This is a genomic window from Citrobacter sp. SX206, assembly GCF_024181025.1.
Taxonomy (GTDB): Bacteria; Pseudomonadota; Gammaproteobacteria; order Enterobacterales; family Enterobacteriaceae; genus Citrobacter; species Citrobacter youngae.
Genome location: NZ_CP049738.1, coordinates 1,740,358 through 1,754,768, shown reverse-complemented (window position 1 = coordinate 1,754,768; position 14,411 = coordinate 1,740,358). Strand labels below are relative to the sequence as shown.

Annotated in this window: 16 protein-coding genes; all 16 read right to left on the bottom strand. The window is 54.7% G+C overall.

Translation table 11 applies throughout. The features are described from left to right. Position 1 precedes the first annotated feature (1 nt). A complete protein-coding gene (locus G8S19_RS08520; RefSeq protein WP_086523766.1) occupies positions 2–1,120 on the bottom strand; it encodes a contractile injection system protein, VgrG/Pvc8 family in 1,119 nt (372 codons plus the stop codon). 1 nt (position 1,121) lies between these two features. Further along, positions 1,122–1,337: a tail protein X gene (locus tag G8S19_RS08515; RefSeq protein ID WP_086523767.1), complete on the bottom strand. Its 216-nt coding sequence runs from the start codon at positions 1,335–1,337 to the stop codon at positions 1,122–1,124. Continuing rightward, complete coding sequence (locus G8S19_RS08510; protein WP_370528815.1) at positions 1,312–1,773, bottom strand: phage tail protein; 462 nt, start codon at positions 1,771–1,773, stop codon at positions 1,312–1,314. The genes G8S19_RS08515 and G8S19_RS08510 overlap by 26 nt, the downstream gene beginning before the upstream one ends. A 5-nt stretch (positions 1,774–1,778) precedes the next feature. After that, complete coding sequence (locus G8S19_RS08505; RefSeq protein ID WP_149691524.1) at positions 1,779–3,482, bottom strand: hypothetical protein; 1,704 nt, start codon at positions 3,480–3,482, stop codon at positions 1,779–1,781. A gap of 102 nt (positions 3,483–3,584) precedes the next feature. Then, the gene (locus G8S19_RS08500) at positions 3,585–3,884 is read right to left on the bottom strand and encodes a phage tail assembly protein (RefSeq protein WP_115643213.1); all 300 of its coding nucleotides are present in this window, start codon (positions 3,882–3,884) and stop codon (positions 3,585–3,587) included. 58 nt (positions 3,885–3,942) lie between these two features. Then, positions 3,943–4,449, bottom strand: coding sequence for a phage major tail tube protein (locus G8S19_RS08495; protein ID WP_086523770.1), 507 nt, complete (start codon positions 4,447–4,449; stop codon positions 3,943–3,945). Beyond that, entirely contained in the window at positions 4,446–5,915 is a 1,470-nt protein-coding gene (locus G8S19_RS08490) for a phage tail sheath C-terminal domain-containing protein (protein ID WP_149691523.1), read from the bottom strand. The genes G8S19_RS08495 and G8S19_RS08490 overlap by 4 nt, the downstream gene beginning before the upstream one ends. A gap of 39 nt (positions 5,916–5,954) precedes the next feature. After that, positions 5,955–6,572 carry a phage baseplate assembly protein V gene (locus G8S19_RS08485; RefSeq protein WP_137345673.1) on the bottom strand — a complete coding sequence of 206 codons (618 nt, stop codon included), beginning with the start codon at positions 6,570–6,572 and terminating at the stop codon, positions 5,955–5,957. Next, positions 6,565–7,119, bottom strand: coding sequence for a hypothetical protein (locus tag G8S19_RS08480; protein WP_149691522.1), 555 nt, complete (start codon positions 7,117–7,119; stop codon positions 6,565–6,567). The genes G8S19_RS08485 and G8S19_RS08480 overlap by 8 nt, the downstream gene beginning before the upstream one ends. A gap of 11 nt (positions 7,120–7,130) precedes the next feature. Next, the gene (locus tag G8S19_RS08475; protein WP_115643208.1) at positions 7,131–7,787 is read right to left on the bottom strand and encodes a hypothetical protein; all 657 of its coding nucleotides are present in this window, start codon (positions 7,785–7,787) and stop codon (positions 7,131–7,133) included. Between the two features lies 1 nt (position 7,788). Beyond that, the gene (locus G8S19_RS08470) at positions 7,789–8,145 is read right to left on the bottom strand and encodes a head-tail joining protein (RefSeq protein ID WP_040230736.1); all 357 of its coding nucleotides are present in this window, start codon (positions 8,143–8,145) and stop codon (positions 7,789–7,791) included. Then, on the bottom strand, positions 8,145–8,480 hold the full coding sequence (locus G8S19_RS08465) for a capsid cement protein (protein ID WP_101743206.1): 336 nt from the start codon (positions 8,478–8,480) through the stop codon (positions 8,145–8,147). The genes G8S19_RS08470 and G8S19_RS08465 overlap by 1 nt, the downstream gene beginning before the upstream one ends. A gap of 72 nt (positions 8,481–8,552) precedes the next feature. Then, complete coding sequence (locus G8S19_RS08460) at positions 8,553–10,604, bottom strand: ClpP-like prohead protease/major capsid protein fusion protein (RefSeq protein ID WP_253686434.1); 2,052 nt, start codon at positions 10,602–10,604, stop codon at positions 8,553–8,555. Further along, positions 10,561–12,072, bottom strand: a complete 1,512-nt coding sequence (locus tag G8S19_RS08455; protein WP_086523775.1) for a phage portal protein — start codon at positions 12,070–12,072, stop codon at positions 10,561–10,563. Before G8S19_RS08455 ends, G8S19_RS08460 begins: the two co-directional genes overlap by 44 nt. An 8-nt stretch (positions 12,073–12,080) precedes the next feature. Then, positions 12,081–12,296, bottom strand: a complete 216-nt coding sequence (locus tag G8S19_RS08450) for a hypothetical protein (protein WP_053389961.1) — start codon at positions 12,294–12,296, stop codon at positions 12,081–12,083. Then, complete coding sequence (locus G8S19_RS08445) at positions 12,293–14,410, bottom strand: phage terminase large subunit family protein (protein WP_101743207.1); 2,118 nt, start codon at positions 14,408–14,410, stop codon at positions 12,293–12,295. Before G8S19_RS08445 ends, G8S19_RS08450 begins: the two co-directional genes overlap by 4 nt. Between the last annotated feature and the right edge of the window lies 1 nt (position 14,411).

The window sequence follows — 14,411 nt, the reverse complement described above, 5'->3', positions numbered from 1 at the left end:
GTTAACCGAAGTAGGACGGGCCTGTTTTGTCCTGCTTTTCTGATTTTTTCGAAGCCGCTGCGGGTTTACGAATGTCCACGACAAGGTTGTAGGTGTAGCTGAATCCTGCTGACGTCAGAGAAAAGACCAGAGACTCAACCACCCAGGCCCGATCCTCACGGGAGCCAAAACCGGAAGTCGTCACACCTGCCTCTGCTGTCAGCGGAACATGTTTGGGGCGACATGGCCCCGTGAGCGTCATTTTCTGCTCGTTACGTTTCGCCTGGGTTTTCCTGGAGTTTGCCTGTTGCTCGGCAGTGGTTTTCTCCGACTGGGTATAGGGATTGATCATCGCCGGGCCATCATGTTCAACCGTGGAGGTCTTTGTCGTACCATCCTCCTCGTCGTAATAACGCACACCGATTTTCTCTTTGGCTTTTCCTCCGCTCCCCGTAGCTTTCCCCGTCGAACTCCCCCGCTCACCTTCACTGTAGGACCAGTTTGATACTTCATCCGGTGTGATGGTTATCCCGCCAGTCTGTTTCCCTGAAGCCGTTACCGTGGCTCCCTGCTGCAAAAAAAGCCAGTAACCGCCTGATGGTTTGCTCACTGCATTGTAGTCACGTGCAAGCCTTGCGAGCAGGTTGGCATCAGATTCCGCCACCTGATCGATGTGGCTGATATGAATATCTTTCAGTGCGTCGGCCACGCGGGGAATAAGCCCGTTGTCGGTGGCCACGGTTTTGACAATATCGGCAAGGCGAAGGTTATCCCAGCTCCGTGTCTTCTGGCTTGTCACGTCTCCGGGTTGTTTCTGTGCATTCATCGGCGCGGCGGTCGCATACAGCTCGATACGCCTTGGCGGGCCACCGCTCGAGACGCCACTGACAACAAACCAGCCTTTATCGATCAGTTGTTCATTGAATCCCAGAGCGACCTGAAGCCGGGCACCTTTGGTGGGAAGCGCCAGCGTTTCAGAGATGAGACTGATTTTCAGTTCATCTGCTTTTGCTGTTGCCCCACCATAATCCGTCAGGGTCAGTTCACTCAGGCACTCTTGCAGCACCCGGGTTATATCTTTCCCTTCGGCCTGTATGCTGAATGCCGGCGCATATTCCGGCCTTGCTGTCTGATCTGCCATATTAATCCCATAAACTAAATGGCGATTCCGCAACGGGCATTACCAGATCCGGCAATGTGATATACAAGCCGGAAGGATACACAGCCCCCTGCTCCGCCAGCCCCTGATTGGCCTCCAGAACCTGAGTCACTGAGTCTGAAAGATTTTCAGTACCGTAATGCACGGCACAAATCGCATCCAGTACGTCCCCGTCACGGGTTTGATAGATCGTCGGCATAGTGTTTCAGCGTCATCGTCCAGTTTTTATTTCGGTGACCGCCACCCGGTAAAAACTTACTCGTCGTGTCTGAAAAGTCGGTCACCACCCACCACCCAAGCACATCACCTTCTCCGCTGACAAGCTGCTGGGGTTTAGCCTGATCGGCAAGATCAAATAAATCATTCACCCCTTCCACGCCTTTACGGAAAAAGGCGTGAGACTGCCCTTCAAGCCTGACAGTACGCCCGGGCTTTCCGGTGTACTGAAGAAGGTCCTGTTTGCCAATGCGTTCCTGTTCACTCCAGCGCCAGCTGGCCTCACGGGTGAGCTGATGATAAGCCGTTGTATCAATCGAAAAGGCAAAATTCCCCAGCATCATCATGACGCGGGCTTCCTGCCCACCCCGTAATGCGCCGGTACTGCGCTGACCGGAATCTTCAAAGATCGGGATAATTTCACTCACCAGAGAAGTCCCCCATCCAGAAGGCTGTTATCACCATTAAAGGCAGAATTGTTTTTCGTCACCGTTGTCACTTCATCGGCAATGGCTTTCTCATCCTGTCCCGGCGCGGCATTAATTTCGAATCGGTATTCGAATTTTCGGTTGTCTGTAACCTGCCTGGATGGTGGCTGTTTATCCAGATTGTCCATACGCTGAAGTAAGGTATCCCAGTACCCGATATCTCCCCCCGACGAATCAGAGGGTGGTTGCACTGAACGCCCCTTGTTCCTCTGTAGCGCTGTGTTCCAGTTTAAAAGCGTATCGCCGCCTTCTGGTGACAGATACCTTTCGAGTGATTTGTTAAAAGTCTCATCGTCAGAATCAAAGCCAAATAGCCCACGAGTTGATTCCCAGGAGCGTTTAACTTTTTCCGGCAGATCCGGGCGATCTTTCAGTTGCTGTTCGAACCATTCCCCCTGTCCGTTTTGACTGGCCCTGAAGCGCGCTCTTTCTACCCCATTAGCAGCAAGCGTTTTGAGTACATCACGTTGGTCATTCAGGTCATCTGGCAACAGCCAGGACAGTTTTTTAGCCAAGGCGTAAATAATTTTGCCGACAAAAACCACCCCCTGCCCGAAAGACAGAACGCCGGGATAGAGATCGTTTCGCAGAAAAGTCACAATGCGCCTGACACCACCACCTTTGAACCAGTCGGCAAGATCATCCGTCAGGCGCCTGATATCAGGCGCCAGTTCATTTCCCAGTTGGCCGGAAATTTCTGCGACCGCAGAAGAGAAAACAGTGCGGAGATTATTGATAGCCTGATTACCCGCAACTGCCCCATCAGCGCCCTCTTTGGTCACAAGGTTGTAGCGCCGCTGTTCGTCCATCAGGTCGCGGTAGCTCCGGCCAGACTGCTTGATAAGCATCAGAAGTTTGCTCGCTTCCCCGCCAAAAAGAGAATCCAGTGCGAAGGAAGCTTTTGACTCATCCTGAAGGCTGAGCGCCCGTTCAACAATTTTGTCGAATTGCGCCATATCACTGAGCCCGGCAAAATCACCTGCTTTGAACCCGAGCGTTTCAAAGGCATCCTGCAGCGAGCTCTGCTTACCGTTCTGTTTATACTCCCCGGATTTGTGCAGATACTCTTCAAAGAGATCGCCAATGTTTTCCGCATTCATATCGTACTGCTTCGCCAGAGAATCCCAGGCATTAAACGTGGCCACGTCCACGCCGTAACTTTTTGCCACATTCGTGCGGGTTGCCGTTTCAGCATTGGTGGCAGCTGGCGCTATCAGTGTGCCAAGTGCTGAAGCCACCACGCCGCCACCGCCAATAGCCAGCCCGGATCCAAACATCCCGCCCACCTGCCCGGCGATCCCCAGACCGCGCCGGAACAGACCTTTACCGGCTCCTTTGAATGCCTGAATGCGCTGTGCTTTTTGCATCTGTACATTCAGTTTCTGTTGCTCTGCCTCCGTTTTGCGGATTTCCCTGGAAACATCGGTATAGCGGCGCTTCAAATCGCCCAGGCTTTCACCGGCCAGTTTGGCGCGTTTGATTTCTGCTGCCAGTTTGGTCTGGTCTTTTGTCAGTCGCTCAGACTGCTTTCCGACATCTTTCAGGCTTTTTTGCAGACCATCGGCAGATCGTTTCCATGAATTATCCAGGTTTCCGCCAAAGGTAATGACGGCCTTAAGGTTCTGGCTTATTGCGCCCACGGTTCATCGTCTCCAGTTCGTCGGTCAAAAAAACAGAGAAAGTGCTGAACGGCATATCGAGGTATTCCGCCATCGGGAAATGCAGCCGCCGCCCCAGAAATCTTATTGCCCGGAGGAGTCCGCCTTCGGTCGCTTCGCGGGCGGGAGCATAAAAACGTTAAAGGCATCCAGCAGTTGTGAGTAATCTGCCGCCGTCATCAGCCAGAGATCCTGTTCACTGAGATTGCACAGCAGCGCAATCATGCGGGCTTCTTTCTCTTCTTCGTTGCCGCGGTCTTTGGCATGAGTGATGCGATCACGAACCAGCGGTTCACGCATGGTGACTTCATCGATCACAACCCCGTTATCAAGTGATACGGGGGAATACAGTTTTATAACGCGGGTTTCACCAGGAAAGCTCATAGGATGCTCCATAAAAAAACGGCCCGCAGGCCGTTACAGTGGTGAGATAACAGTGAAATCAGAGACGCACTTTGGCAGCCAGACCTGAAAGGACATCAACGCCATTCACCCGGCGGGCAAAACGCTCTGTATCAATGGCAAACAGTTCTCGCCCGTCCAGTGACTGACGGTAGTAGCTGACAGCAATATCAACCGTCACAGCATTTTCGGAAAGCGTGTCCTTCCCCCGCGCATCCGGCGTGACGGTCTGTACAAACCCCTCAATTTCCTCAACCGTACCGCGCGCAGTACCGTTACCGAGATAGCCCTGATAAGCCGTAAAGCGTGAACGGCTGCCACTGACAAAACCGAAGCTGGCCAGCATGTCCGTATCTATCCCATAAAATTTAACCTGACAGGTCAGTGCTTCCATGCCGTCATCAACCGGGGTAGGCGCATCCTGTGCGCCGGTACGCATATCCGTTTTAACAATTGCCAGAGACGGCGGCGTAAATTCATGCGCCCCCTGAATACGGATCCCCTGCCGGAAGAAGGTCCAGACGCGTAGTGTGTTTTTATCGCTCATGCTGCAAGCATCTCCTCAAGCGCATAGTTATTGTTCACCCGGACGCGCAGGCTGATAAGTTCAGTCGGCGATTTCGGACCAAAGTCATAGTTGATGTACAGGACACCCGACGCCATGGTTTCCGCGGTGTTCAGTTCTTCATCCAGCCAGGCCCGCCCACCGAATATGGCGCCAAGACCGACCAGTTGCCGCATATAGGCATTGATGGTGCCGATAATGTCATCCGCATTTTCCCGGTCCAGTGGGCGGTCAACATACTCCAGCATGGTTTCCTGAATGCTGTCCTCAATAACATCAGCAGTACGGCGGACAGATTCAAAACGCCACTGAGGATTGGTTGCACACAGGCGGTTCCCCCAGTGTTTAAAACCCGCCCGGCGGATAATGGTGGACACGTTCTGCATGTTGAGCAGGTTTGCATCGCAGTTCTCATCCCCGAGGATAAATTCATCGATCTGCTCAACACCGAGGATGTTGTTGATGTCCTGGTTCGACTTGCTCCACCACCAGCCTTTTTCAAAGTCGATGCGGGCGCGTAATCCGGCAGCAAACGCAGAGTATGGGCGATAAACCAGCTGGCCATCTGCATCACTCGCCTGGACCCGCGGGCGCAACAGTTCAGTTCGTGCGCCATAGGACTGGCGACGCTGTACCACTTCCTGCAGCGTCGCACCGGAGGCGCAGTCAACATATGCGACGGCGCGCAATTTCCCGGCCACGGTTTCCAGCCCCTTACCAACCGCATCGTCCTCACTGAAACCCGGTGCAATCACAATACGCGGCTGGTACGTCGTAACAGATTTCGCTGATGACAGGGTGCCGATCCCCTTCAGTACCGCCGCGCGTCGTTTTGCCTCATCGTTTTCATCCGCAACACGCACCACCACCGTCAGCGCATTACGCTGATCGTTAATATCAGTCAGTGCCTGTTTAAGCGTACCTTTTTCACCCAGGCGGGATAACAGCGTGGTGCCGACAACCGCCACCGGCGTATTGAGTGGAAAGGGTTCATCTTCACCCCCCGCTAATTGCAGGCTGAAGGACTGGACAATCCCGTCACCGCGCCCGCTCGCGCTGACTTTTGCGCCATCAACACCACCGACAGCCTCAGCAACGTCTCCGGGTTTAGCCGTGATAACACCGTGCTCATCACAACCCAGCGTGATGTTCAGTGTCAGCGATTCAGGATCCCAGCTTGCTGACGTCACAACCGCAGCAGGATTTTCGGCTGCCGGCTGTCCGGCCAGCGCAGCGACATTGATGACATTGCCTTGCCGCCCCTTAATGGTTGCAGTGAAGTCGATAACGTTATCGAGAATGGGTGTACCGGATGATCCCGATGCGGCGGTTCCGCCCGACGCATCCGGTGCCGTTCCTACCAGGCCGATAATGGCTGTCTGGATCGTGGTAACCGCCACCGTACCCGAGGTGAGTTCAATAGTTTCAACGCCATGTAACTGAGACATGCTTTTTCTCCAGGCATAAAAAAAACCTGCCGCAGCAGGTCACATTTTCTGATTGGGTTTATCGGTGAGCCCACCGCTGTCGCCGGGGTGATCGTGGTTGTTAAATACTTCACGTATCTTGCTCATACTGCCGGATTTATCCGTTATCTCCTTTGACGCGCCGATATTTCCTGCAACCAACGTGTCAGCATTAATCTGGGTTTTGCCCTGGACCGTCAGGGTATCCGTAATTTCAACCGGACCATCCAGCGTACCTTTACCGACAATTTTGTAGGTTCCGCCATCAGCCAGCGTAATCGTCAGGGCATGCGCTTCCCTGTCATAACGGATCTCAGTCCCGTCGCTGTAACGGGTAATGTGCTCACTGTCGCTTCCTTCCGGCACCGGCAGCTTTCCCGTATTCCAGCCGGGAAACACCCGTCCGTTGTTGAGTTCTCCGGCTTCGGACAGGACCGTAACCGCATCCCCCACGGCATAAGGATTTGAATCAGCGCGGTTTGTTCCGGAAAACCCCTGGCACAACGGCAGCCAGGTCGTGATGATATCCCCCAAATCCACCCGACATTTTGGGATGCGATCGTGCCTGACGGAGTGGATAACGCCGCGCCGGACAAGGTTCGCCAGTCTGCGCTGCAGGTCGCCTGCGATATCACTCATCGGGCTGAGCCTCCCAGATAAGCTGATAGTCATCCACATGATTACGGCCCGTATCAGGTGCAGCACCCAGCCAGGCCTGCTGCAGAGGCATGCCATTGTTTGCAAAGGGGTCAGTACCAAATGCAGCCGCCTGGGTGAATGAAATACGCCAGACCAGATAATCATCCATTCGCGGATCAAACTCATCACGTTCAGCCGTGGTGAAAACCGCAGGCTCAATATGGCCCATACCAAACTGCTGCCCGTCAATCCATTGGGTAATATCGGCCGCAGCGGTTCTGACAAAAATCTCAGGCTGACTCACACCCGATCCGGCAGCATCCACCACCACGAAGAGATCACAGGTTAAATTAACGCCCAGTTGCCCCTCATTACCTCCGCCCTGTTCCCAGCTGTTAATCGAGAAATACACCGCGGGCGTGGTCAGGCCCGAAAAGCGGGGAATATTTCGTTCCGGATACGCACCGGTATCACGCACCCATCCGATTTTTTTTAATGCGTCAGTCACGGCATCGTGATACCGCCCCAGCAACAGTGGCTCGGCCATCGTTCGTTACCTCAGACAGAAATACGGGCTTTTACGCGCCCGCGAATGTCGGTTTCAAAGTGATGCATAAAAATCTCCATCGCCTGGGCAAATGCGTTGTCCTCGACGTAGTTCAGCATCGGTTCGTAGATATCAATTTCTGCTTCGCGTGTCCGGCGGGTCAGGGGATCACGAATAACCACCGTCCGGCGATTATCCCGTTTTGAACGGGACACCTCCCCGTTTTCAAACGACCGTTCGCTCAGCAGATTACCTTTCGGGGAAAATCCGGCGTTTTCGGCCTGGCGGCGCGCTTTAATAAAACGCCCCGTGTTGCGGTCACGCCGGGTATGGTGCGGTCGCAGCCGCCCGTTGATTCGTCCTTTAAGGTCTTTCACCTTAATGGCATTCAGCCCGAACCAGAGCCGGAAATTATCCAGCTGCGATCCCCTGTCCAGACGAAAAGACAGCAAACGGCGCCGGACCAGATCCATACTGCGTGGGGCCAGCCCGTCTTTCAGATCCGCCATCGCTTTCTTTCGCAGCGTGGCGGCAGTACGCCTGAGCGCGCGCGAGTATGCTGCACGGAACTGTTTTTGCGTCGCACCAATACTGTCCGCAATTCGCCAGATAACATCCACATCAATATCGACGGGTAAATCCCGCCGCAGTCGAGACTCCCGCGCCATATCAGCTCCATTTATCGATCTGAGGCTGTGTTTTGCCGGGTTCCCCATATGCCAGCGTGACGCGGGTCCGCCCTTCTTCATCCGCGCCGATATGTGTCACCCGGTAAGGGATGGTGTTGATCACCACACCGTCATGTTTTTCGAGACCGGAAATATCCGCAGTCATTGCACTGAACGCCGGGGAATGGTTCTGAATTTCCCCGCCACCCGGTACACCCGACAGCGCATCCGGTGATTCAAAAATCACGGTCACCAGACGCGGGCCTTCACCCGTTTGCAGGCATGCAGGCACTTCTTCGGCAAACGCCCGGTTAATCCGGGCATCTGCTTTAGCCAAACGTTCCCGGAACCGGCTCATCAGAACCCCAGGCGGACGGCAACATCAGCATCATCCGCCTCAGCTGCTCCCCAGGCGGAACCGACAACCGGATTTGGCGTTGCATCATCGCCTTTTGCCACCGTCAGCTTGCCGCCAGCCAGATACAGTTTCTGGCCTGCCGAAATTTCTTCTGCCGCTTTAGGCAGCAAAAAAACACCGGCCATATGCAGTGTTCCCCACTCGCCAGCAGGAATATCGCTGTGTGCCACCCCGGCAATTCCGCCGACCGCCACCAGCGCACCGGATGAAACGGCATCAACACCCGCATTGTGATAATCCAGTGTGGTACCGTCCTGCTGATAGTTCTTCGCCATGTTTTTTCTCCATAAAAGGAAAAGGCGACCAGCGCCGCCTTCAGGGATAAAAAAACCGCCAGGCGGCGGTCATTATTTTTTGGTGACTTTAACCAGCCCGCGCCAGTCGAGCGGAGCCACCCCCGCATCAATACGCACCTTGAATGCGGCGCCGTCCACAGTGAAGCCCTGCTGCTGTTCCAGATATGGCGTGTCGATACCGTCGAGATACGCCACTTCAATGGTGTCGCGCCCCTGCGCAGCGGTCAGGTAATAATCGGTCGGGCTGCTGTCATCCAGGCGGGCCTCAGAAGCCACGGTCACAAAGTTCTGGATCGGGTTAACGATCCCGCTGTTCGCGTCTGCACCCGGTACACTGGCGGATTTAATCAGCTGATTTGCCCGTGACTCAATTGCCACTGGCGTCAGCATGTAGGCCGGACGAATATTCAGACGGCGATCGCCGGATTTTTGCAGCAGCATTGCCTTACGCGCAGTATCCAGCCCTTCAATAGTCAGATCGGCTGTAACAAGGTTGCCGTGATCGGCGTGGAACAACGGCTTACCGTCCGACATTTTCGGGTTGCTGGTCAGTACCGCCCAGACCAGATCGCCGACAGTGGCTCGCGCAGCAAGCCCCATTGCCTGAGGGATACGCGTCAGCATATCCAGGTCGTCGTTGATAATAGTCTGGCGGTCAATGCTGAAAAGCTCACCATAGGTGGCCAGTGCAATAGGCTCACCACGATCTTTAATGGTGACATATTTATATTCCGCCCCAGCGCGAACCTTACGCAGCGATGCCAGTGATTCCAGTCCAACGCGGTGCGCGGTTTTGAAATCGGTCAGTGTGCCTTTACGGGTCCACTGTTCGAATGTTTCGCTGGCCTCATCCCAGCCAAGCAATGCCGCCTTATGCGCCACATCCATCAGGATATTGCCGAAATCGCTGCTGCTGTGGGTGAACGCCAGCCCAACTATCGCCTGTGCTGTACCGACACCAGAAATACCGATACCACGATCCACCAGCGAGGCGCGGGCCAGTTCGCGCAGGGTATACCCGTTGTAGGCGTTATCTTTTTCCGCCTGCGCATAGCCCGCACGGTTCATTACCGCCGCACGAATGGAATCACCAACAATGTTCCCGTTACCCGCGTGGATGTGAACTGCACCCGCTCCGGCACTCGGGGTAGTCCCTGCCGCAAGCGCATTGAGCAATTTGGTGCGGGCCTGTTCCGCTGAGCAGGAAATATCCGTGATGCATTCCGCTTTCAGCGAGCCGAACGCAGGAAATGCATCAAACACAGCGGAAACTGCGCTTACTCGTTCAGTATTCGCTGCCTGCATCTGCTGCTGGAGCTGGGCGGCCAGCGCGGTAATGTCGATATTTCCTGCCATCGGTTGCTGGGTGGGTTGCGGCTGACTTGCAGGGGCTTCGGCGCGCGGCCCAAAAAGGTTGTTAATCTGTTCTGGCATATTCTGATAATCCTTCAGTTTATTTTGATTCACACAGGCCGCGGCCTGCAGTTCTGGTTCAAGCGTGTCAGCGAAACCTTTTTCCACCGCCTCCGCGCCATTAAGCCAGGTTTCAGCTTTCAGCATCGCTTCCAGTTCTTCCTGCCCCAGCCCGGTCTTGTTCATGTAGGCACTGAGCATCAGCGCTTCATTACGATCAAGCCAGGCAGCGTAATCACGCATATCATCGGAATCCCCGGCGATCCCGCCCCACGGTTTGTGCACCATCAGCCAGGCGTTTTCCGGCATATGCACCGTGGCGCCAGGCAGACAGACAATCATTGAAGCCATACTTGCAGCCACGCCATCTACCCAGATATCCAGCTTCGCTTTCAGACGGGACAAGGTGTTAAAGATGGCAAATCCCTGCATCACATCGCCGCCCGGGCTGTGGATATGCAGATCGACGGCACTGGCCTCAAACACTCCGGCCTCTTTACATTCGGAGACAAACTGCTGAGCGGTAATCCCCCAGCCGCCGATCACGTCATAGAGAAATATTTCCACGCGCCCTGCAGCCAGGGCGCGTATCTCATACCAGCACTGACCGTTTGCGGCATCGATACCAGCCACACTGGCACGGGGATTAATCATCGTCCCGCGACGGGGCGGGCTTATCATTTGCTGCATCAGGGAGCACTCCTTTATCGTTGGCGGCGTCTGAGTCAAACACCAGCCCGTTTTCTCGGTTGAATTGGGTTTCCCGGAGACGCTGACGTTTCACCTCCTGCGGATTCTTACCACGTGCGCGCGTCCATTCGGCTTCTGTGCCTGCCCCTCCACGGACAATTGCCTTCCAGGCAGCAGCCTCTTTTCCCGGATCAATCCATGGCATGACTGGCCCAAGATAGAGCGCGTTGTAAAGGGATTTTTTGTCGACATCTTTGGGGATGGTAACGCCGCTGAGCAACGTCATTGCCAGCCAGTTTCGGTATACAGGACGGCTTTGCTGCCCAACAAACCACTGCTGCAGAACGTTGTAACCTTCAAAACTCTCAACCAGCTCCTGCCGCTGTGAACTGTAGGTACCGTTGTAATCCCGCGCGATGCTGGAATAACTGCCACGTGTCCCCGCCGCCACAGCGCGCATCTGACCATTTCTGAACTCATACAGATGAACATTCGGGCGATTCGACTCCACCATGCCCAGATCCTCGCCTGGCTTTAGCTCGTCATAAATCATCCCCGGCGCAATATCGTAATGGCGCTGTCCACCCGGTGTTGAAAACTCGGTTTCTGTATCAAGAGACTGAGCATCCCCACGTTTGATATAGAAACCCAGCGCCGCCGCAATACGTGCCGCCACGCGCTCACTCTCTTCATAATCCTTAATATCGGAGAGTCGGGTGATCACGCCATGGATGAGGCTAATCCCCCTTAACTGGTGAAGCCGTTTACGCATAGCCAGGTGCAGCATGCTGTCAGCCGAAACAGTTTTTAAACCAGCATTGAGTCCGGCAAAACTGGCAGGATGGTTCTTATAAACTCTGTAACCCGTCGGTCGGCCCCAGGCATTGACAATAATCCCCTGGCGGATCTGCTGCCCGGAGGTACTATTCAGGTTAAACGGAACAAAATCCGCCTCCAGCAGTTCAAGAGAAAACGGTACCTGGGTTGAATGCTGCAACCCGGCTACATTTCCCCGTACCATCTGTGTAAACACCTCGCCATCACGCAGTGCTGAACGTAACAAAAGCCGCTCTGCTTCCGGACGGGTAAACATCCCGGTCACTTCCGGACGAACCGACCATTCCGCCCAGAGCGCGGATAACTGACCAGCAAACTCAGAGTGGAGATTACCTTCAAGATCCAGCGGCTGCGGTTCAACGTGGATCCCGTGAGCACCGATGACCCGATCCTCCATCTTGTCAAAAAGACCAATCACCAGATCATGGTTTTCATCCAGCCAGCGGGCCTGTTCTCGTAATGAAGTACCGGCTGCAAATACAGCGGTGTCCGCCGACCGGGATTCACGTTTCCCCTTATGCAGGCGAGTCGGATTTGCTGCCTCATAGGCTCTGAGTCTGAGTCGGTTTTGTGCGCGTGATGCCGCCCACCCGGGCGATATTGCGCCCAGTGCCTTTTCAAAAAATCCCATGATTTGCCTTACAGAAAGTTAGCGAGTTTGAACGAGCCGCTGCGGTTTGAGACAGCGCGCCAGCGCCTTTCCCAATATTCAAGCTCGTCACGCAGGGCTTTAGGGTCATGGTTGGTAATTGCCCGGCCATTAACCCCCGTGAATGACACGCTTTTACCGTCCAGAGAATCCCGGTAAGCCTGGCGCACAGTTACCAGCATCTGCTGAATTTCTGATTTCGTCACAGCCAGCCTCCGTTGTCACTGACACCCAGCCAGCCACCAGAAAGCGGGCTGGGCTGTTCAGTTACAGAAACAGGAGACGAACGTACAGGTACCGTTTTTTTCACAGCAATCTCCCTGGGGCGATCCCCGTCTATGATGTTTGAATTACTCTCCTGAGCGGCAGCCCAAGTCGGGGGCTGTTCCCAGTCCCGGATTTTTTCATAACCACGCAGGACAGCGACGGCATGGGCATAACAGAAAAGGTCAAAGGCTTCGTTATTGCCTTTTCCGGGCTTGCGCCATTTTCCGTCCGTGCCACGTTCTTCGTAGGTCAGTTCTTCGTAGAACCACTCCCCCAGCCAGTCAGGAAAATGGATATACCCGGCACCGGGTGTTTCACGCTCAAGGTTGTTACTGAGCTGATCTTTCAGCAGGTCTGTCTGCAACAGATATACCGGAACCTCACCACGCGCATCCGCCCGGCGATCGCTTCGGCCTGTGTTGTCAGGGTGCGTTTTGGTAATGATTTTCTGGCGTCGGGTGCTGTCACCTTTTATCAGGTAAACCCGTTTACCCAGTCCGTCACGACGACACTGGCGCCAGAATTTATAGGCGTTATCCGTTACCCCATCTTCCCCGCCGCTGTCGACAGCCATTGCAAGAATGGGCATCCGCCGTGAAGGGTCTGACTGCAATGCATAGGTTTTTTCGAGGACATCCGTGATGAGCAGTTGCCAGTCTTCCGGATAGGATCCGGGATGCACCTGCTGTGCCTCACCATTTTCATCACAACGCAGGGACTGGCGGATGTTATAGCGGTCCACCAGCCAGCGTTCGCCGTTTTCACCGTACCCGATGATCTGGACGACAAAACGGCGCTTCTTCCCACCCTGCACATCCACCGACGCAAGAAGAAAACGGACTTTCGGCGGCACAAGTCGTTTGCCATAATCTTCTGCCCGCAGCATCAACACGTCAGCACGTCGCTGCTCACTGGCTGCACGGGGAAGATAAGGAAGCCCCCAGTCAGTATTAATTACGGTCTTGAGCGTTTCTTCGCTTCCGGTGGCCTCATAGTCCTGTTCCGCCGTCAGTAATTTGTAGACCAGTTGCGCCCATGTCTGGTATGCCGCCGCTGGTCCCTCCATCCAGAACGAGGCAATGCGCGAGCGTCGGGCTTCTCCGGTGATGTTGCCCTCACGGTCGATAGTTTGTCCCTCTCTCAACCAGACACCCTTTCCGTTCAGTTCCCGCTTCCTGTCGGCGGTAATCATGCCGCTACAATGCGGACAATCAATATGCGCCGCTTCACTGGCCTTTACCGGGTCAGACGTTTCCCGGTAGCCTGTCATCGCCTCCATGGCTGGTTGAAAGTATTCCCCGCAATGTGGACATGGCCAGTACCAGCGGCGACGATCGCCGCGGTTATATAAAGACAGGATCCCGGTCGTGGGAGGGGCTTCGTGAGGTGACTTTCTCCGCCACTTCGTATTGGTGATTTCCCTGCCCGGTGAACTCTCGACCAGCGTCATCCCCGCCGACATAAAGGTGGTGGTACGTTTTGAAGCAAGCGAAAATCCATCCCCTTCCCCGTCGATATCTTCCGGGAAGCGATCGTAATCCGTCAGCGCCACACACTTAAAATCTGAGGATGACATGATGTTGATAGACGGCCAGCCTATCTTCAGGTAGTTCCCGGCAAGGAAAGTCCGGTCATGCACGTTGTTGTCATTGCGTGAGGGACTCAGCCGGCATGCCACCTCCGGGCTGACACGAAATGTTCGGGCCAGACGTTTTTTGGAGTGTTCGCGCGCTTTCTCTTCCGTCATCTGAATGATGAGCATGTCAGACGGATCGCAGACAACGTTGTACACCACCCAGCCATCAATCAGACCAATGGTTTTACCCGTTCGGGCAGGGCCAACAAAAATGACAGCATCATATTCGCGTGATGCCAGGCAGTTCATCGGCTCCACAACATAAGGGGCAAGATTAGGATCCCACTCAACGGAGTTACCCACACCGACCGGAACACGCATATATTTATGTACGGCTTCGGCTACAGGCATTCGGCGCGGTGCTCTGATGATCCCGGCAGTGTTTTTTCTTAGCTCCGCCGCCGTGGCCTGTCGCATG

Coding starts and splice junctions, on each gene's coding strand:
- G8S19_RS08520 (WP_086523766.1), bottom strand. CDS start 1,120: ATGGCAGATCAGACAGCAAGGCCGGAATATGCGCCGGCATTCAGCATA.
- G8S19_RS08515 (WP_086523767.1), bottom strand. CDS start 1,337: ATGCCGACGATCTATCAAACCCGTGACGGGGACGTACTGGATGCGATT.
- G8S19_RS08500 (WP_115643213.1), bottom strand. CDS start 3,884: ATGAGCTTTCCTGGTGAAACCCGCGTTATAAAACTGTATTCCCCCGTA.
- G8S19_RS08495 (WP_086523770.1), bottom strand. CDS start 4,449: ATGAGCGATAAAAACACACTACGCGTCTGGACCTTCTTCCGGCAGGGG.
- G8S19_RS08490 (WP_149691523.1), bottom strand. CDS start 5,915: ATGTCTCAGTTACATGGCGTTGAAACTATTGAACTCACCTCGGGTACG.
- G8S19_RS08485 (WP_137345673.1), bottom strand. CDS start 6,572: ATGAGTGATATCGCAGGCGACCTGCAGCGCAGACTGGCGAACCTTGTC.
- G8S19_RS08480 (WP_149691522.1), bottom strand. CDS start 7,119: ATGGCCGAGCCACTGTTGCTGGGGCGGTATCACGATGCCGTGACTGAC.
- G8S19_RS08475 (WP_115643208.1), bottom strand. CDS start 7,787: ATGGCGCGGGAGTCTCGACTGCGGCGGGATTTACCCGTCGATATTGAT.
- G8S19_RS08470 (WP_040230736.1), bottom strand. CDS start 8,145: ATGAGCCGGTTCCGGGAACGTTTGGCTAAAGCAGATGCCCGGATTAAC.
- G8S19_RS08465 (WP_101743206.1), bottom strand. CDS start 8,480: ATGGCGAAGAACTATCAGCAGGACGGTACCACACTGGATTATCACAAT.
- G8S19_RS08460 (WP_253686434.1), bottom strand. CDS start 10,604: ATGCAGCAAATGATAAGCCCGCCCCGTCGCGGGACGATGATTAATCCC.
- G8S19_RS08455 (WP_086523775.1), bottom strand. CDS start 12,072: ATGGGATTTTTTGAAAAGGCACTGGGCGCAATATCGCCCGGGTGGGCG.
- G8S19_RS08445 (WP_101743207.1), bottom strand. CDS start 14,410: ATGCGACAGGCCACGGCGGCGGAGCTAAGAAAAAACACTGCCGGGATC.